General features: G+C 70.1%; 18 protein-coding genes. 9 read left to right on the top strand and 9 right to left on the bottom strand.

From position 1 onward, the window contains the following. Positions 1 to 30 precede the first annotated feature (30 nt). From AFR_RS25445 to AFR_RS25425, 5 genes are read right to left on the bottom strand one after another with little or no spacing between them, the layout of a single operon-like run. Positions 31 to 612 carry a hypothetical protein gene (locus AFR_RS25445; RefSeq protein ID WP_023363918.1) on the bottom strand — a complete coding sequence of 194 codons (582 nt, stop codon included), beginning with the start codon at positions 610 to 612 and terminating at the stop codon, positions 31 to 33. After that, complete coding sequence (locus AFR_RS25440) at positions 609 to 1,439, bottom strand: carbohydrate ABC transporter permease (RefSeq protein WP_023363916.1); 831 nt, start codon at positions 1,437 to 1,439, stop codon at positions 609 to 611. The genes AFR_RS25445 and AFR_RS25440 overlap by 4 nt, the downstream gene beginning before the upstream one ends. Then, on the bottom strand, positions 1,439 to 2,416 hold the full coding sequence (locus tag AFR_RS25435) for a carbohydrate ABC transporter permease (protein WP_023363914.1): 978 nt from the start codon (positions 2,414 to 2,416) through the stop codon (positions 1,439 to 1,441). The genes AFR_RS25440 and AFR_RS25435 overlap by 1 nt, the downstream gene beginning before the upstream one ends. A gap of 8 nt (positions 2,417 to 2,424) precedes the next feature. After that, positions 2,425 to 3,756: an ABC transporter substrate-binding protein gene (locus AFR_RS25430; RefSeq protein WP_023363912.1), complete on the bottom strand. Its 1,332-nt coding sequence runs from the start codon at positions 3,754 to 3,756 to the stop codon at positions 2,425 to 2,427. Between the two features lie 6 nt (positions 3,757 to 3,762). Next, positions 3,763 to 4,815 carry a LacI family DNA-binding transcriptional regulator gene (locus AFR_RS25425; protein WP_041841121.1) on the bottom strand — a complete coding sequence of 351 codons (1,053 nt, stop codon included), beginning with the start codon at positions 4,813 to 4,815 and terminating at the stop codon, positions 3,763 to 3,765. A gap of 293 nt (positions 4,816 to 5,108) precedes the next feature. On the opposite strand from AFR_RS25425, the gene AFR_RS25420 reads away from it, so the two are divergent. From AFR_RS25420 to AFR_RS25400, 5 genes are read left to right on the top strand one after another with little or no spacing between them, the layout of a single operon-like run. Next, on the top strand, positions 5,109 to 6,377 hold the full coding sequence (locus tag AFR_RS25420; RefSeq protein WP_084298433.1) for a Gfo/Idh/MocA family protein: 1,269 nt from the start codon (positions 5,109 to 5,111) through the stop codon (positions 6,375 to 6,377). Between the two features lie 23 nt (positions 6,378 to 6,400). After that, complete coding sequence (gene uxaC / locus AFR_RS25415) at positions 6,401 to 7,804, top strand: glucuronate isomerase (protein ID WP_023363909.1); 1,404 nt, start codon at positions 6,401 to 6,403, stop codon at positions 7,802 to 7,804. Continuing rightward, a complete protein-coding gene (locus AFR_RS25410) occupies positions 7,801 to 9,102 on the top strand; it encodes an enolase C-terminal domain-like protein (protein WP_023363908.1) in 1,302 nt (433 codons plus the stop codon). Before uxaC ends, AFR_RS25410 begins: the two co-directional genes overlap by 4 nt. Then, positions 9,093 to 10,583: a mannitol dehydrogenase family protein gene (locus AFR_RS25405; protein WP_041841119.1), complete on the top strand. Its 1,491-nt coding sequence runs from the start codon at positions 9,093 to 9,095 to the stop codon at positions 10,581 to 10,583. Before AFR_RS25410 ends, AFR_RS25405 begins: the two co-directional genes overlap by 10 nt. Beyond that, complete coding sequence (locus AFR_RS25400; RefSeq protein WP_023363906.1) at positions 10,580 to 11,710, top strand: Gfo/Idh/MocA family protein; 1,131 nt, start codon at positions 10,580 to 10,582, stop codon at positions 11,708 to 11,710. Before AFR_RS25405 ends, AFR_RS25400 begins: the two co-directional genes overlap by 4 nt. A 9-nt stretch (positions 11,711 to 11,719) precedes the next feature. Here the strand turns inward: AFR_RS25400 and AFR_RS25395 are convergent, their stop codons facing one another. Then, positions 11,720 to 12,514 (bottom strand): DUF6807 domain-containing protein, encoded by a 795-nt coding sequence (locus AFR_RS25395; protein WP_023363905.1) that lies wholly within the window; start codon positions 12,512 to 12,514, stop codon positions 11,720 to 11,722. A 17-nt stretch (positions 12,515 to 12,531) separates the two neighbouring features. Next, positions 12,532 to 13,038 carry an AAA family ATPase gene (locus AFR_RS25390; RefSeq protein ID WP_023363904.1) on the bottom strand — a complete coding sequence of 169 codons (507 nt, stop codon included), beginning with the start codon at positions 13,036 to 13,038 and terminating at the stop codon, positions 12,532 to 12,534. Between the two features lie 41 nt (positions 13,039 to 13,079). Between AFR_RS25390 and AFR_RS25385 the strand changes: the two genes are divergently transcribed. After that, complete coding sequence (locus AFR_RS25385) at positions 13,080 to 14,018, top strand: phosphotransferase (protein ID WP_023363903.1); 939 nt, start codon at positions 13,080 to 13,082, stop codon at positions 14,016 to 14,018. On the opposite strand, the gene AFR_RS25380 is transcribed toward AFR_RS25385, so the two are convergent. Continuing rightward, on the bottom strand, positions 14,011 to 14,481 hold the full coding sequence (locus AFR_RS25380) for a hypothetical protein (protein WP_148308056.1): 471 nt from the start codon (positions 14,479 to 14,481) through the stop codon (positions 14,011 to 14,013). The genes AFR_RS25385 and AFR_RS25380 overlap by 8 nt on opposite strands. Positions 14,482 to 14,681: 200 nt before the next feature. Continuing rightward, on the bottom strand, positions 14,682 to 15,644 hold the full coding sequence (locus AFR_RS25375; protein ID WP_238547133.1) for a phytanoyl-CoA dioxygenase family protein: 963 nt from the start codon (positions 15,642 to 15,644) through the stop codon (positions 14,682 to 14,684). A 49-nt stretch (positions 15,645 to 15,693) separates the two neighbouring features. Here AFR_RS25375 and AFR_RS47475 point away from each other — a divergent pair, with 49 nt between their 5' ends. The 3 genes from AFR_RS47475 to AFR_RS25360 all read left to right on the top strand — a co-directional run bounded on the left by AFR_RS47475 (position 15,694) and on the right by AFR_RS25360 (position 17,147). Continuing rightward, on the top strand, positions 15,694 to 16,185 hold the full coding sequence (locus AFR_RS47475) for a hypothetical protein (protein ID WP_202963950.1): 492 nt from the start codon (positions 15,694 to 15,696) through the stop codon (positions 16,183 to 16,185). Further along, complete coding sequence (locus AFR_RS25365) at positions 16,182 to 16,697, top strand: hypothetical protein (RefSeq protein ID WP_158510570.1); 516 nt, start codon at positions 16,182 to 16,184, stop codon at positions 16,695 to 16,697. The genes AFR_RS47475 and AFR_RS25365 overlap by 4 nt, the downstream gene beginning before the upstream one ends. A gap of 183 nt (positions 16,698 to 16,880) precedes the next feature. Next, positions 16,881 to 17,147, top strand: coding sequence for a hypothetical protein (locus AFR_RS25360; protein ID WP_148308054.1), 267 nt, complete (start codon positions 16,881 to 16,883; stop codon positions 17,145 to 17,147). Positions 17,148 to 17,164: the final 17 nt, after the last annotated feature.

Genomic DNA, 17,164 nt, shown 5'->3' with positions numbered 1-17,164 from the left:
AGCACGGGTGCGGCACGGCGGGAGGTTGCCTCACCCGGCGAGAATTTTCCGTCTCTGCGCCGGGCGGCGGGCGATCACGTGCAGGGCGAAGAGGGTGTAGCCGCCGAGGACGGGCACCAGCACAGGATGCACCAGGGTGGCGAGGACGGCTGCGAGGACGATCACCCCGGTCGCCGCCGGGAGGGCGCGGGTCAACGGCACCCCGCGGGTGGTGGTCCGCCAGGGCCGGTCCGGGTCCGTGCCGATCGCCACGAGCACCAGCCCCGCGTACCCGCAGACGACCGCGACCAGGACTGCGGTGAGGACGAGCAGCGGCGTACCGCCGGGGACCGCGCCGTGGCGGACGGCCAGGAAGTCGGCGATCAGCAGGGTGACCACGGCGGCGGTGGCGAGCCCGGCGAGCAGACCGGGCAGCAGTGCCCGGCGGAAGACCACCCAGCTCCGGTGGGCCGGTGGCCAGCTGCCGTGGGTGAGGTGGTGCTGGATCGCGGCGCTGGCCGTGGCGAGCGCTGCGCCGGCGGTGACCAGCGGGAGCGCCGCCACCGCCACGAGCAGGCCGAGCAGGGCCAGGTCGGTGGCGACGTGGACGGTGTCCCGCCAGTCCCGCCTCATCCCTTCAGCCCGCTCGTGTTGATGCCCTCGACGAGCATGCGCTGGAAGGCCACGAAGAACAGGAAGACCGGGATCAGCGACAGCAGGGACATCGCGAACATCGGGCCGACCGAGCTCTCGCTGGTCGAGTCGATGAAGAGCGTGAGCGCCACCGGGGCCGTGTAGTCCTCCAGCTCGGACAGGTAGACCAGCTGGCGGAAGAAGTCGTTCCAGGTCCAGATGAACGAGAAGATCGCCGTGGTGACCAGCGCCGGCCGGCTCAGCGGCAGGATCACGTGCCGGAACACCGAGAACGGCGACGCCCCGTCGATCTTCGCGGCCTCGTCGAGCTCCCTGGGGATGCCCCGCATGAACTGGACCATCAGGAAGACGAAGAATGCCTCGGTGGCCAGGAACTGCGGCACGAGCAGCGGCAGGTAGGGCCAGTCGCCGCCGACCCAGCCGAGCGTCCGGAACAGGATGTACTGCGGGATGATCAGCACGTGCCCGGGCAGCAGCAGCGTGGCGATCATGACAGCGAACCACGCCTTGCGGAGCCGGAACTTCAAGCGCCCGAACGCGTACGCCGCCAGCAGGCAGGAGACGGTGTTGCCGACGACGGTCAGCGCCGACACCATGGCGCTGTTCAGGAAGAAGCGGCCGAAGCCGACGTCGAACTTCTCCCACCCGGAGGTGAAGTTGCCCGGTGTGAACTTCTCCGGGATCAGCCCGATGTTGCTCGCGATCTCCTGCGGCGACTTGAACGACGTGCCGACCATCCAGATCAGCGGGTAGAGCACGACCGCCAGGATGACGATCAGCAGGAGCAGGCGCAGCCGGCCACGCATCAGCGGTCCTCGCCGTCGGAGTAGTGGACCCAGAACCGGCCGGTGCGGAACAGCACCACGGTGATCAGGCCGATGGCGAGCAGGAAGACCCAGGCCATCGCCGAGGCGTAACCCATGTCCAGCTCGACGAAGCCCTTGATGTAGAGGTCCAGGGTGTACATCAGGGTCGAGTCGACGGGTCCGCCGGTGCCGTTGCTGAGCACGAAGGCGGACGTGAAGCCCTGGAAGCCGTTGATCGTCTCCAGCACCAGGTTGAAGAAGATCACCGGGGACAGCATGGGCAGGGTGACGTTGCGGAACTGCCGCCACGCGCCGGCGCCGTCGACCGAGGCCGCCTCGTACAACTCCACGGGTACCTGTTTGAGACCGGCCAGGAAGATCACCATCGGGGCGCCGAACTGCCAGACGGCCAGCAGGATCAGGGTCTGCAGGGCCCAGTCCGGGTCGTTGACCCAGGGCGCCCCCTCGACGCCGAAGAGGCCCAGGAACGAGTTGAACGCGCCGTCGCGGTTGAACATGTTGACCCAGACGATGGCCAGGGCCACGCTGCCGCCGAGCAGCGACGGCAGGTAGAACAGGCCCCGGAACAGCCCGATGCCCCGGATCGCCCGGTTGAGCAGCAGCGCCACCCCGAGGGCGGCGGCCAGCTTGAGCGGCACGGCGACCAGCGCGAACGTCAGCGTGACGCGGACCGCGTGCCAGTAGGACGGGTCGCCGGTGAACATCCGCTCGTAGTTGGCCCAGCCCACCCAGCTCGCCTCGGACAGCGGGGTCAGCACGTCGTAGTCGGTGAAGCTCAGGTAGAGCGACAGCAGCATCGGGATTGCGGTGATCGCGAAGAGCCCGAGCAGCCAGGGGGAGAGGAACGCGTACCCGGACAGGTTCTCGCTGTGCCGTCGCCCGTGCGGGCCCTGCCGGTCGGCAGGGCCCGGGGGGACGGCTCGGAGCCGGCTCTGGGCCGGTCGCACCGTGGTCACGTCGACCGTCAGCCCTGCCCGATGGCGGTCTTGGCGGCGGCCACGAAGGCGGCGGCGCCCTGCGCGGGCGTCTGCCGGCCGTACTGGACCTCCTCCGCGATCCGGATCAGCTCGCTGCGGACCTTGCTGTGCCCCTTGAGCGGCACGGCCGGCGAGGGCCCGAAGTTCTTGCCGAGGTCGTTCTGGACCGCGATCGTCTGCTTCATGTTCGGGTCCGTGACGGTGTCGGCGACCAGCTTGCGGACGTCGAGGTTGGACGGGAGCCCCCGGTCGGTGCCGAGGATCTTGCCCGCCTCCGGGTCGTTGGCCAGGAAGTTCAGCACGTCCACGGCCTGGTCCTTGTGCTTGGTGCCGCGGAAGACCGAGAAGTACATCGAGGCCCGCGGCCACAACGACTTCGGATCACCCGGGTACGCGACGACACCCAGCTCGTCGGCGGTGTTCTTCTTCAGCTCCGGCATCTGGTTGGCCCAGACCCAGGACGTCGCCGCCTTGCCGGTGACGACCAGCTGCTTGCTGATGTCCGTGGCGTTGCCCTCGTGGATGACGTCCGGTGTGGGGGTGGCACCGCGGTCGCGGGCACCCTTCCACAGGTCGAACCACGCGGTGATGTCCTGCTCGGTGAAGCCGAGCTCCTTGTCCTTGTAGAGGTCCTTGCCCTGCTGCCGCAGCCAGACCCAGAGTGCCTGGTAGATGGCGCTGGCGTCCTGCGTGCCGGGAACCTTGGCGACCTTGGAGACGTTCTCGGCCCAGGCGATGTGCTCCTCCCAGCTCATCCCGGTCGTCGGCGCGGGCAGCTCGAACTTGTCGAGCAGCGTCTTGTTGAATACCAGGCCCTGGGTGTTCTCCCCGAACGCGACACCGGCCAGCTTGCCGTCGACCACGCCGTAGTCGCGCAGCCCGGGCGGGAACTTGGTCAGGTCGAGCTTGCCGTCACCGGAGTACGGGGTGAGGTCGAGCGTGACGTTGCGGCCGGCGTACTCCGCGATGTAGTTGTCGTCGATCTGGAAGATGTCGGGGGCGTTGCCACCCGCGGTGAGCGTGGCGAGCTTGTCGAAGTAGCCCTGGTTGGCCTGCCACGTCTTCTTGAACGTCACGTCGGGGTGCCGCTGGGTGTAGAGCTCGAGGGCCTTCTCGGTCAGTGCGGCCCGGCCCTCCGCTCCCCACCAGAAGATGGACAGCTCGGTCTTGCCGTCGTCGCCCGAATCGTCACCACCACAGGCGGCGGCACCGAGGGCGAGGGGTATGACCAGGGCCGCGGCGAGAAGCCGCCGTCTGGTCGCGGTACGGTGACCGCGCGTGGTCCGCGCGTCTGCCGCCGGGGTCTTGTCGGGGTGCATCTGTGCTCACTCCTTGGCGTAGGAGGCGACAGCGTCGGGGGCGGCCGTGGCCACGTCGCCCGGATCCGCATGGCTGTGCGGATCCGGGCCCGGTCCCGTCGAGTCGCGGATGACCAGTTCGGTCTGAAGGCTCGCGTGTGCGGTGGTTCGGCGGTCGTCGCCGTGCGCCAGAAGCATGTCGACGGCCGCCCGTCCCGCGGCGGCGGCAGGTGTCGCCACCGTGGTCAGCTTGGGGTGGATCAGGCGGCTCAGCGCGATGTCGTCGATGCCGACGACGCTGATGTCGTGCGGGACCCGCGCGCCCTGGGCGTGCAGGCCCTCGATGAGGCCGATGGCCATGAGGTCGTTGTAGGCGAGCACGGCGGTGACGCCGCTGCGCAGGACCTGCTCGGCCGTGGCCGCGCCGCCGTGCTCGTTGGGTGGGTTGGGGCCGATGACGGTGAGCCCGGCCTCGGCGGCCCGGGCCGCGGTGGCGGCCGAGCGCCGGATCTCCTTGCTGGTCCACGAGCCGCGGGGGCCGGCGATGAGACCGATCGAGCGGTGACCGAGACCGGCCAGGTGCTCGACGGCGAGCCGGGCGCCCTGCGCCACGTCCATGACGACCGTGGGCAGACCGGTGATCTGGCGGTTGACGACGACCAGCGGCACCTCGCGGCTGAGCAGCTCGATCAGGCTGTTGCTCATCCGCGGGCTGCACAGCAGGATGCCGTCGACCTGCTTGGCCAGGGCCCGGACCAGGTCCTCCTCGACCGCGGCGTCCTCGTTGGAGTCCGCGACGAAGATGTGGTAATCCCGTTGCCGGGCCTGGCTTTCCGCCGCCTTGATCAGCGGCGGGAAGAACGGGTTCGCGATGTCGGCCACGATCAGCCCGACGTTGTACGTGCGGCCGGTGATCAGTGCCCGGGCCGCCCGGTTGGGCCGGTAACCGAGCTGCTCGGCGCTGGCCAGCACGCGGGTCCGGGTCTCCGGGTTGACCAGGTGCGGCGCCGAGAACGTCCGGGAGACCGTGGAGATGTGCACTCCGGACTCCCGGGCGACGTCGCGAATCGTGGCTGGCACGCCGGCCCTTCCTGTCGATGATCGTCATTGTTGTGGTCGGGGTCACTCTGGTGGCCAATTAATGCAAACGGTTGTAGCTCTGTCAACGGTCATTTATTGCGCCTTCGTGTCGGCTGTCCGCATTGAACGCGCCTCTGGCCTGTGCGAATACGGATATAACTGGACGAAGGCTGGCGGATTTCTTGACGCCATCGCATCGACGTGTTTAGTTCTGCTGCAAACGTTTGCAGTGAGGAGACGTGGTGTCCGAACGACGGCGGTACGCAGTGGCCGGTGCCGGCGCACGAGCCGAGATGTTCGTGCGCGCCCTGACCCTGGACCACGCGGGCACGGCCGAGCTGGTGGCGTTCGCCGACGTCAACCCGGCCCGGATGGCGGCGCACAACCGCTGGCTCACCGAGCTCGGCGCCCGGCCGGTGCCGGCGTACGCGGCGGCCGAGTTCACGGCGATGCTGGCCAAGGAACGTGTCGACGAGGTGCTGGTGACCAGCATGGACAGCACTCATGCTCACTACGTGGTCGCCGCGCTCGATGCCGGCTGCGACGTGATCACCGAGAAGCCGATGACCGTCGACGCCGACGGCTGCCGCCGCATCCTGGACGCCGTCGAGCGGACCGGGCGGCGCGTGTCGGTCGCCTTCAACTACCGCTTCAACCCGCTGCACGAGGCGGTCCGTGAGGTCCTCGCGTCGGGGGAGATCGGGGAGATCGGCTCGGTCCACTTCGAATGGCTGCTGGACGTCCGGCACGGCGCCGACTACTTCCGCCGCTGGCACCGCGACAAGGCCAACTCCGGCGGCCTGCTGGTGCACAAGTCCGGCCACCACTTCGACCTGGTCAACTGGTGGCTCGGCGCCGCACCCGAGCGGGTGTACGCCGACGGCCGGCTGTTCTTCTACGGCGAGAGCGGGCGCCGCCACGGGTACGCCCGCGACTATCTCCGGGCGCACGACGACCCGGCGGCCGAGGGTGACCCGTTCGCGCTGCGCCTGCGGGACAACCCGCGGATGAAGGAGCTCTACCTCGACGCCGAGGCCGAGGACGGGTACCGCCGCGACGTCAACGTCTTCGCCCCCGGGGTGACGATCGAGGACGACCTGGCGGTGCTCGTGCGCTACGACACCGGCGCCACGATGACCTACCACCTGACCGCGTACGCGCCCTGGGAGGGCTATCGCGTCATGGTCAACGGGAGCCGGGGACGCCTCGAGCTGGAGGTGGTCGAGAGCGACCACGTCAGCCCGGCCGGGGCGAACGAGGTCAAGGGCGCCGCGATCCACGGGGTGACCGAGGCGCAGGAGAAGGGTCACGCCTCGCTGACCGTTCATCCGTTCTGGGCGCCGCCACGGGAGCTGCCGCTTCCGGCGGCGTACTCAAGGACCGGTCACGGCGGCGCCGACACCCGCATGACGGCCGTGCTGTTCGGCGCCGAGAAAGACCCGATGCACCGTTCGGCCACCGCCCGCGACGGCACACTCGCGCTGCTCACCGGTCTCGCGGCCAACCGTTCCCTCGAGACCGGGCTGCCCGTCCGCGTCGCGGACCTGCTCGACCTGCCCTGACCCGCTGCCGATCCGAGGTACTCATGTCCGACCTGCTGTTCGCGGCCGAACCCCGGCAGCGCGACATCGCCCGGGAGCTCTACACGCTCGCCCGGGACCTGCCGCTGATCTCACCGCACGGCCACGTCGACCCCGGTCTGCTGGCCGGTGACGAGCCGTTTCCCGACCCGGCGCGCCTGCTCATCGTGCCGGACCACTACGTCACCCGGATGCTGCTGAGCCAGGGCATCCCGCTCGCGCAGCTCGGCGTGCCCAGCCGCACCGGCGCCGAGGTCGAGCAGGACCCCCGGGTGATCTGGCGGCTGCTCGCGGAGAACTGGTACCTGTTCCGCGGCACGCCGTCGCGGCTCTGGCTGGAACGCACGCTGTCAGCCGTCTTCGGCGTCGACGAGCGGCTCGGCCCCGACACCGCCGACCAGCTGTACGACACGATCGCCGAACGCCTCACCGAGCCGGAGTTCCGCCCCCGGGCGCTGTTCGAACGGTTCGGCATCGAGGTGCTCGCCACGACCGAGTCACCGCTCGACGACCTCAGCCGGCACGCCAAGCTGGCGGCCGACGGCTGGGGCGGCCCCGGTGGGCGGGTCATCACGACCTTCCGGCCCGACGACGTGGTCGACCTGGAGTTCGACGGCTGGGCGGGCAACGTGGCCCGGCTCGGCGAGATCACCGGCGAGGACACCGCGACCTACAGCGGCTATCTGGCCGCACTGCGGTCGCGCCGGCAGGCGTTCCAGGCGGCGGGCGCGACCTCGTCCGACCACGGTCACCCGACCGCCCGGACCGTCCGGCTGAGTCCCTCCGACGCCGCGAAGATCTTCGAACGCGGACTGCGGGGGACTGCGTCGGCGGCGGATGCGGAGACGTTCCGTGCGCACATGCTCATGGAGTTCGCGCGGATGTCGATCGAGGACGGGCTGGTGCTGCAGCTGCACCCCGGCGCGGTCCGCAACCACAACAAGAGCCTGTACGCCGTCCACGGGCGCGACGTCGGCGGCGACATCCCGCGGGCGACCGACTACGTGCACGACCTGGCGCCGCTGCTGGACGCGTACGGGAACGATCCGCGCCTGCGGGTGGTGCTCTACACGCTCGACGAGGACGTGTTCAGCCGCGAGCTGGCGCCGCTCGCCGGTGGGTACGCCGCGCTCTACCTGGGCGCGCCGTGGTGGTTCCTCGACTCCCCGGACGGGCTGCGGCGCTACCGGGACGCGGTCACCGAGACCGCCGGTTTCTACAACACGGCCGGGTTCGCCGACGACACCCGGGCGTTCTGCTCCATCCCGGTCCGCCACGAGGTCGCCCGCCGCGCCGACGCGGCCTACCTCGCCCGGCTCGTCGCCGAGGGCCGGCTCCCGCTCGACGAGGCCGCCGAGACCATCGCCGACCTCGCCTACCACCTGCCGAAGAAGGTGTTCCGCCTGTGACCAGGATCGAATCGGTCGACGTGCACGACGTGCGCTTCCCGACCTCCGCGGCCGGCGACGGCTCCGACGCGATCAACCGCGGCGACTACTCCGCCACCTACGTCGAGCTGCGCACCGACGGACCGCACGTCGGCGCGGGCTTCACCTTCACCAACGGCCGGGGCAACGAGATCACCTGTGCCGCCGTCCGTGCCCTGGCCCGGCACGTCACCGGGCGTACCCTCGCGGAGCTGACCGCGGACCCGGCGGCGTTCTCCCGGAGCCTGACCGCCGACCCGCAGCTGCGCTGGCTCGGGCCCGAGAAGGGCGTCATCGCGATGGCGTCCGGCGCGCTGATCAACGCCGTCTGGGACCTGCGGGCCAAGTGCGCGGGTGCGCCGCTGTGGCAGCTGCTCGCCGAGATGTCCACCGAGGAGCTCGTCGCCTGCGTCGACTTCCACCACATCAGCGACGCGCTCACACCCGCGGAGGCGACCGCGATTCTCGACAAGGGGCTGGTCGGGCTCCCGGACCGGCTCGCCGAGCTCACCCGGGACGGCTTCCCCTCGTACACGACCTCGGTGGGCTGGCTCGGTTATCCCGACGACAAGGTGCGGGGGCTGGCCCGGCAGGCGTACGCCGAGGGGTGGCGGGCGATGAAGATGAAGGTCGGCGGTGACCTCGGCGACGACGTCCGCCGCGCCGGGATCATCCGCGCCGAGATCGGTACGGACGCGCTGCTCATGATGGACGCCAACCAGGTGTGGGACGTCGACGAGGCGATCACCGCGATGGGACGGCTCGCCGCGTTCGACCCGTACTGGATCGAGGAACCCACCCACGCCGACGACGTCCTGGGTCACGCCCGGATCAACCAGGCGGTCGCCGGGCTGACCGGCGGCCGGTGCCGCGTGGCGACCGGGGAGGTCGCCGCGAACCGCGTGATCTTCAAGCAGCTGCTGCAGGCCGACGCGATCGGGGTCGTGCAGGTCGACGCCTGCCGCGTCGCGGGTGTCAACGAGGTGCTCGCCGAACTGCTGCTCGCCGCCAAGTTCGGCATCCCGGTGTGCCCGCACGCCGGCGGGGTCGGGCTCTGCGAGCTGGTCCAGCACATCGCGGTCTTCGACTACCTGCGCGTGGGCACGTCCCTCGACGGGCGCATGATCGAGTACGTGGACCATCTGCACGAGCACTTCGAGGATCCGGTACGCACGCAGGACGGCCGTTATCTGCTGCCGGACCAGCCGGGTTACAGCGCCACCATGCGTCCCGCCTCGATCGCCGAGTTCTCCTTCCCCGAGGGACCGGCATGGCAGTGACCACCACGCCGCTGCTCGGGCTGGGCACCCTCGGACGCCTGCCCGAGCACAGCCGTCCGCTGCTCGAGCCCGGCTCGGTGCCGGCGGGCATCGTCCACCTCGGGCTCGGCGCCTTCCACCGGGCCCACCAGGCCGTCTACACCGAGGAGGCGGTCGCCGCCGGCGGTGGTGACTGGGGCATCGTCGGCGTCTCACCGCGGTCGTCCGCCGTGGTCGACGACCTGCTGGCGCAGGACCGGCTGTTCAGCGTGACGACCCTGTCGGCGGCGGGCCCGCACACCCGCGTGGTCGGCGCCCTGGCCGAGGTACGCCACGCGGCCTCCGACCCGGCCGGTGTTGTCGCCCTGCTGGCCGATCCGGCCGTCCGCGTCGTGACCCTGACCGTCACGGAGAAGGCCCACCGGCTCGACCCGGTGACGGGCGAGCTGACCGTCGACGCCGCACTGCTGGCCGACCTGGCCGGCGCCGGGCCCTCGGTCACGATCCCCGGGCTGCTGGTGCGGGGACTCCTCGCCCGGCACCGCGCGGACGCGGGGCCGATCGCCCTGGTGAGCTGCGACAACATGCCGTCCAACGGGCGCCGGCTGCACGGGATGGTTGAGCAGGCGCGGGTGCTGGTCCCCGGGGCCGCACCGGCGTTCGGTGACTGGGTCCGCGAGAGTGTCACGTTCCCGGGCACGATGGTCGACCGGATCGTGCCGGCGAGCACCGCGGAGACCCTGGCGATCGCGGAGGCGGCCCTCGGCGCACGTGACCTCGCCGGAGTGCACGGCGAGCCGTACCGGCAGTGGGTGATCGAGGATCGTTTCCCCGGCGGCCGGCCGGCCTGGGAGCTCGCCGGTGCGGTGCTGACCGGCGACGCCGGGCCGTGGGAGCGGCTCAAGCTGCGCGCGCTCAACGGCGTGCACTCGGCCATCGCCTACCTGGGTGCGCTCGCCGGGCGCGACACCATCGTGACCGCGCTGGAGATCCCGGGTCTGCGGACAGCGATGGAACGGTTCATCGCCGAGGACGTGGCGACCAGTTTCGAGCCGCCGCCGGGTGTCTCGGTCGTCGGTTACGGTGCTTCGGTGCTGGAACGTTTTGCCAACCCGGCCATCGCGCACGCCACCCGGCAGGTGGCGATGGACGGCTCGCAGAAGCTGCCGCAGCGGGTGCTGCACACCATCCTGGACCGGCGGGCGGCCGGCGCCTCCCCGCGGTGGGCGGCCCTGGTGGTCGCGGCCTGGATGCGTTTTGTGCAGGGCCGGACCGACGACGGGCGGGAACTCCCGCTGAACGACCCCCTGGCAGCACAGATCCGCACCCGGCTGGCCGCGGCCCCCGCGACGCCGCAGGGAGTGGCCGACGCGCTGTTCGGCCTCGACGCGGTGTTCCCGGCCGAGCTGGCCGCCGACGCCACCGTCCGCGCGCTGGTCGTCGACTGGCTGACCGCCCTCGACAGGCACGGTGTCGAGGCCACCCTGGCCGGTGCGTCGTGAAGGTCGCGCTGATCGGTGCCAACGGGCACGGCCACTCGCACCGCCGCCGGATCGCCGAGCTCCAGGCGCAGGGAGTGCTCGAGCTCGTCGCGCTGGCGGACATCCAGCCGATCGACGACGTACCGCCCGGCGTGGCCGTCTTCACCGACCACCGCGAGCTGCTCGCCGCGACCCGGCCCGCCGTCGTGGTCATCTGCACACCGCCGCACACCCATCTGCCGATCGCCCTGGACGCCCTCGACGCCGGCTGCGACCTGCTCCTGGAGAAGCCGCCGGTCCCGGACCGGCAGGCCCACGCGACCCTCGAGGCCGCGGCGGCCGAGGCGGGCCGATCCGTCCAGGTCGGCTTCCAGGCGCTCGGCTCGTACGCCGCCCAGCAGCTCTTCGACGCGGTACACGACGGGCGGCTCGGCCGGATCGAGACGGTGGCCACCGTGGCCTCCTGGCGGCGCGACGACGCGTACTACGCCCGGGCGCCCTGGTCGGGCCGCCGGATCGTCGACGGGCGCCCGGTGCTCGACGGTGCGCTGGTCAACCCGCTCGCGCACGCCGTCATGCAGTGCCTCGCGGTCGCCGCCGCGGCCGGTGCGGGGGAGCCGTCCCGGCTGGAGTTCGAGCGCTACCGCACCCGGGACATCGAGGTCGACGACACCGCGTTCGCCCGGATCACGTTCCGCGAAGGACTCCGGATGCTGGCCGCGGTCACCCTCGCGGGCGAGGACTACATCCCGGGCGAGGTCATCGTCACCGGCACCGGCGGGCGTGCGGTCCTCGAATATCCGACCGACCGCCTCGACATGCCCGGCCCGCCCGCCCCCGAGGGCCGCATCGACCTGCTGGAAAACCTCATCGCGCACCGCCGCGACCCGGCCGGGGTACCGCTCGTGGCCCCGCTCGCCCGGACCGCCGCCTTCACCACCGTGGTCCAGGCCCTCACCGGACCTGGCGTGCCCGTACCCCACCTGATCGGCGACGAGTTCGTCACGTCGGTCGGCACACCACCGGAACGCGTCCGAGTCATCGGCGGCATCAACGCGGTGCTGCGCGAGGCCGCGGAAACCCTGAAACTGCCGTCGGAGTCCGGTGTGGTCTGGGCGGTGCCCGCCCACACGGAAAACCTGGTCTGACCGCCGGCGTCAGGCCAGCTGCTCGCGGGTCAGCAGACCGTCCGCCACCAGCACGGTCAGGTGCCGCTCGATGCGGTGACCGGCCCGCACGACCAGCGGATGCTCGAACGCCAGCGCGGCGCAGACCCCGGCGTAACCACCGTTCGCGGTCCGGACGAACCAGCGGTCGTCGTCACTCAGACCCCGGAAAACCAGCGTGTACGGGCCCGGCCCGGTCAACGCGACCCACGGCTCGTCACTGCCGTTCACGTCGTCCTCGCCCTCCCGCGTGGCCGTGAACGTGGTCGCCGGGCCGGGCGCCGCACGCCAGAAGAACCCGCCGTAACCCGCACCGCCCGGGCGTCCGTTCGTGGCCGGGCTGCCCAGCTCGACATCGGTGGACGCGCTGCTGAGGGCGTACGAGAAGGAGAGCTCCCAGCCGAGAGGGACCGGATGCGCGGCCACCCGCCGGGTCTCGGTGAGCAGGACCCGGCCGCCGGGGCCGAGCCACCGCAGCCGCTCGGCAAAACCGTCGGCGGCGGCAGGCTGCCAGTCGACGTGCTCGATCCGGCCGTGATCGTCCAGCCAGGTGTAACCCTGATCGCGGACGTAGGTGCGCCCGCCCCAGAGATTCGCGCCGTCGACGTCCTGCATCGCCACCGAGACACCGAGATGCCACCGGTGATCCTCCGGCAGGGCATCGGTCACCGTCACCCCGCCGAGCGTCCGAACCGGATGCAGGTACGGCCGCGGCCCGTTCACCGGATCGACGTCCGCGCCCGATTGGTACTCCGCGACAACGGTCCCGCCGGCGAGGATGCGCATCCCGGAACGGTACCGCCCTACGCCCGGGTCCGGTCGACCTCGCTGATCTGCAGAATCTTGTCGACCACCCGGGCGACCGGCACGGTGGCATCGACGACCACGGCGTCCGCGGGGATGTCCTCTCCGGTGCGGTGCAGCCGCGCGATGAACTCGCGGTCCGCCGGCCTGCCGCCGAACTCGTCCTCCGGCCGTGTGCTGAGTCGCTGGTGCAGCGTGCCCGGGTCGACGTCGAGCACGAACACCCCGTCGAAGAGGTCGATGAACTTGGCGAAGTTCCGGGAACCGCCGCAGAAGTACGTCACCGGCTCGCTGTGATCGGCGATCAGCGCCCGGACGGCGTCCACCCGCCAGATGTGGTTCTGATGCGAGCCGCCGGGTGTGGGCTCACCGGTTTCCGGATCACCCTGATAAGCCAGGACACGGTCGCCGTGAACGGCGTGAAAGCCGCGCCGCTGCAACTCGTCGCAGACCGTCGTCTTGCCCGTACCGGAGACACCCTCGATCAGGAAGTTTCTGACACCCATCGCTGGATGCTACAAACGGTCGGACCGAAGGGACGACCGATATGAATCGGGCAAAGCTGGCAGCCGCGGTGCGCTTCGCGCTGGACGGTGAACTGAAGGACGTCGATCGCCTCACCGGCGGCAGCCGCAAAGGGGTCTACCGCCTGACGACGGCCGATTCGACGACAGCGATCGCCTACGTATGGGAGCAGGCCGAGAACTACTGGCCCGAGACCGAGGGCGACGATGCCGACCCTTTCGCGGCAGGCGTCGGCTTCGACCTCTTCTCGGCGGCGCGATCCAAGCTGTCTTCACTCGGGCTGCGCGTTCCCGCTGTGTATCTCACCGGTCCCAGGTTTGCCCTCGTCGAGGACTTTCCCGGCCCGCATTTGATGGACCTCCTCGCCCGAGACCCGGAGGTCGCCGCACCGACGATGTCCCGCCTGGCCGCCGACCTCGCCGTGATGCGCGCGTACCGGGCACCGGCCTACGGCAAGGTGGCGCTGATCGACGGCGGTGGCCGCTCGCACGGCACGTCCTGCGAGTCCGCGGCGCTCGATTTCGGACTGCGCTGCCTCGCGGAAGCGGCCGGACGTGACGAGCGGATCGCCGCGGCCCGCCCCCGTCTGTCTGATCGCCTTCAGGAACTCGCCGCCGCCGTGCGCCCCCGCTCCGAATATTCGGTCGTCCACGGTGAACTCGGCCTCGACCACGTCATGATCGCCCCGGACGGCCGGCCCGTGCTGATCGACATCGAGGACCTCATGTACTTCGACGTCGAATGGGAACACGTGTTCCTGCGCATCCGCCTCGGCGACTCCTACGCCCACCTGGCCGTCGACGACCTGGACGAGGACCGGCTTGCGCTCTACATGCTGGTCCAGCGGTTGTCGCTGACCGCCGGCCCGCTGCGGTTGCTCGACGGTGACTTTCCGCGCCGGGCGTTCATGCAGGGCATCGCCGAGCACAACCTGAAGCAGGCTCTGGCCTTGCTCAGCTGAGCTGCCAGACGGCCTGCGGCTGATGCGGATCGGCCCCGAAAACGAGCCGTTTCGGATCCCGCGCCTCGAACGGCATCTCGACGGTGGCGCGTTCGCCGGCCTCGAGCTCGGTCACGCCGGTGTAGCAGTCCGCCAGGGCCGTCACCGTGCCGCCGCTGACGGTTTCGAGCTGGAACCAGGCCGGATCCACCACAGCGGAACCCTTGGTCACCGCCAGAGTCACCGACACCGTGGTGATCGTCTTCTCCCCGCAGGAGCCGGAGACGAAGGTGAGCTCTCCCGCACTGATCTCCAACGCGGCCCTGGTACTGCGCAGGCTCGCCACCTTGCCCGCGTCCAGGTTGACCGGTGCGGTGCCCCGCACGATCAACGCATCCGCAAAGCTAGGCACCCCGGCGCTGGTCGGCGGCGGAATCGGATCACTGGACGCGATGACGGCCACCCGCACGAGCAGAACCAGCAAAGCCGCCAGCCCCACCCCACTCAAAACCCACAACCGCGCCCGCATTCGGCCCCCGCCCGATCGACTCGCGTGAGTGTAGCGACCGGGCCGACGTCATCGGGGGACCTTGACTGCTGCCGCCCGCCCCGGCCAAGAAACGCCGGACGCGGCGGTAGAGATCTCAAGGCGTGTCCAGGGGAGCGCTGAGTTCCGTAGGCTGGTCAGGCGCTGTGCAGAGCGGTCCGGATGGTCGCACCGATCGGCGGGGGCTCGGCGTCGGTCACGCGCAGGTTGTAGGGGCCGAGCCAGAGGTCGTCGCTCGGATCGAGCGGCGGCTGCGCCATGAATCGAGGGTGCTCGCCGTGGTGCGGCTGTGCTGCGTGCACCAGGAACGGGTGGCACAGGAAGACGTCGCCGGCGCGGCCGGTTGCCAGAGTGACCGGCCGATGCTCCGAGGCCGCTGCCACTGCGGAACCCACCGTCATCATCGGGGTGCCGCGCTCGCCGTACGGGGCGAGGACCGGCGGTACGTCCAGGTGAGACCCCACGCGGATCCGGGTCGGTGCGTCACCCTCGCCGACGTCGGTGAAGAGGAAGAGCATGAGCAGCGCTCGGCCGGTGGTGTGTACGTTGACCCAGTAGCCGGATTCACCGGGTGGCTGATAGCTGCCCTCGATGTGCCATCCGGCATCGTCAGGCTCCTCATCGTGCGGAAACCGCAGAGGGAAGGAGCCCAGCGACCCGCGTGGCTTCCAGCGGCCGGGCCCGACCAGCGCGTCGAACGCGTCGTGCAGCACCGCGGTGTTCGCTGCGGCGCTGAATGGCGCCTGCGCCATGTTGCCCACCCAGTACACCGGTCTGGTCCAGGTCGACCGGTCGCCGGGCATTGCCTCGATCTGCTCCCACAGCAGTTCGGCGCAGGCCGCGGTGACATCCGGCGGCACCGCCTGCTCCATCTTGATGAACCCATCGGTCGTGAAGCGCTCGATCGACTCGCTGTCCATCTGGACAACATCGCCAAGGGGCGCTCGGACGTCAATCAGTTTTGGAGACAACCGACGTTCGTAGCGATCGGGTTCGCCGTGGTGCAGAACGAGGATGGCCTGCACGATCGCGGTGGCGCGGCAGCAGCGCAGCAGGCGTGACCCGTAGCTACGTGGTGGGAATCCCTGCGGTTTGTCCACAAGAGGACATGGCGGCGCTCAGCGTGGCACCCCGCTTTACCGTGAGCGAATGTTCGTGGCTGGTGTAACGCGCAGAACGTCGTCCGTCATTGTCGTTGCCGTGCTGGTGTGCGCGGCCGTTACGTCGTGTTCCGCGGACACTGCGCCGGGGATCGGCTCCGCGCCATCGGCGGTCGGCAGTACGCCGGTTCTCACTCCAGTGGTCACGCCGTCGCCGTCGGGCGACTCGTGCGCTGACGGAACGTGCCGGGTCGAGGTGACCGTGGGTGACGTGGTGACCGTGCCGGAAAGGTACGGGTTGGGGCCGATCGAGGTTACGGCGATTGCCTCCGCCGAGGTGGGGCTGACCGCGTCCCTGACCGGCTCGGGCTACAGCATGTCGGGTTGTTCCGGTGGGGGTGGTGTGTTCGCGCCGGGCGGCGGTGGTGTCGAGATGAGCTGCCGGGTGGGGGTCGTCGCGACCATCAACGACGCCATGACTTTGGAAGTCGTCGAGATCGACGACCGGGCCGCGGTCCTGCGCATCGCCGCCGCCAAGTGACCGACGGCCGCTGGACGGCTCGGCTGACGCAAGAACCCCCAACTGTCGACAATGGCGAGCGAGGGCTTGCCGCGCATCAATCGGAAAAGATATCGTCAATAATCCTCCGATGGCGGGAAACTCCGTTGAGTTCACACGAGAGCAATATTGTCGCGCACTACCTGAATGACGGCGAACGGGTCCGGTTGGCGTTCTCTGCCTATACCGGTATGGGTCTTGGTCGCAGGGTGGTCGGGGTAACCACCGACAGGTTCCTCTTGATCAAGAGTCGATATGCCTCGGTGAGCGACAAGGGCCTGCTCTGGGCGGAGCCGCTGGCCGGCATCGCACTGGCGGAATCATACGAAAGATGGCACACCAACTTCGTCTACACCGGTAATTCTTACGTGACCCTCCGGCGAGGCAACGGGCTGGTGGAATTGCTTAATACGCGTAGTAGTTTCTGGGGCGGCGACGGCTCGGCTGACTACGCTATCGAAGCCCTTTACGCGGTCATTCCCAACCGATTCTGAAAAGTTCGGGCGGACCGACGTGAAGGACCGGGCTCGCCGACTCTTCTCCCGCAGGTCGAACGCAGATTGCCTACCGGCTCGGATCGAGGCCGGGTGACTGGGGCCGGCGGTTACCCGACCAGCTCGGGCTGCACTGACGTAAATCTGTCGATGGGCGCGGACGGGCGCGGCATGATGCGGGCCATGTCAGGCGACGAGATCTACGAGTACGTGGCGTGGTTCCACGACGAGACGCTTCCGGTCGACGACCAGTGTCACGAGTGGCCAGGGGTTGTCGGCATCTGGGCGCGCGACCCCGAGTCTGCCCAGGCCTGGGGTGACGAGCTCGCCAAGACGTGCGGTGACACGTTCGTCCGGTCGACGGTGGAGCCCTGGCCGATCTCGGCCGCAAAGCCGACCGTGATGTGCGTCGTCGGGCAACGGCTGACCGCTGCACAGATCGGCTGGTAGAGCCCCGGCGGGCTGCG

It is taken from the genome of Amorphoplanes friuliensis DSM 7358 (genome assembly GCF_000494755.1).
GTDB lineage: Bacteria > Actinomycetota > Actinomycetes > Mycobacteriales > Micromonosporaceae > Actinoplanes > Actinoplanes friuliensis.
The sequence above is the reverse complement of the archived record's forward strand: the minus strand, read 5'-3'. Positions and strand labels throughout refer to the sequence as shown.

Coding starts and splice junctions, on each gene's coding strand:
- AFR_RS25445 (WP_023363918.1), bottom strand. CDS start 612: ATGAGGCGGGACTGGCGGGACACCGTCCACGTCGCCACCGACCTGGCC.
- AFR_RS25440 (WP_023363916.1), bottom strand. CDS start 1,439: ATGCGTGGCCGGCTGCGCCTGCTCCTGCTGATCGTCATCCTGGCGGTC.
- AFR_RS25430 (WP_023363912.1), bottom strand. CDS start 3,756: ATGCACCCCGACAAGACCCCGGCGGCAGACGCGCGGACCACGCGCGGT.
- AFR_RS25420 (WP_084298433.1), top strand. CDS start 5,109: ATGTTCGTGCGCGCCCTGACCCTGGACCACGCGGGCACGGCCGAGCTG.
- uxaC (WP_023363909.1), top strand. CDS start 6,401: ATGTCCGACCTGCTGTTCGCGGCCGAACCCCGGCAGCGCGACATCGCC.
- AFR_RS25405 (WP_041841119.1), top strand. CDS start 9,093: ATGGCAGTGACCACCACGCCGCTGCTCGGGCTGGGCACCCTCGGACGC.
- AFR_RS25395 (WP_023363905.1), bottom strand. CDS start 12,514: ATGCGCATCCTCGCCGGCGGGACCGTTGTCGCGGAGTACCAATCGGGC.
- AFR_RS25390 (WP_023363904.1), bottom strand. CDS start 13,038: ATGGGTGTCAGAAACTTCCTGATCGAGGGTGTCTCCGGTACGGGCAAG.
- AFR_RS25385 (WP_023363903.1), top strand. CDS start 13,080: ATGAATCGGGCAAAGCTGGCAGCCGCGGTGCGCTTCGCGCTGGACGGT.
- AFR_RS47475 (WP_202963950.1), top strand. CDS start 15,694: ATGTTCGTGGCTGGTGTAACGCGCAGAACGTCGTCCGTCATTGTCGTT.
- AFR_RS25360 (WP_148308054.1), top strand. CDS start 16,881: ATGTCAGGCGACGAGATCTACGAGTACGTGGCGTGGTTCCACGACGAG.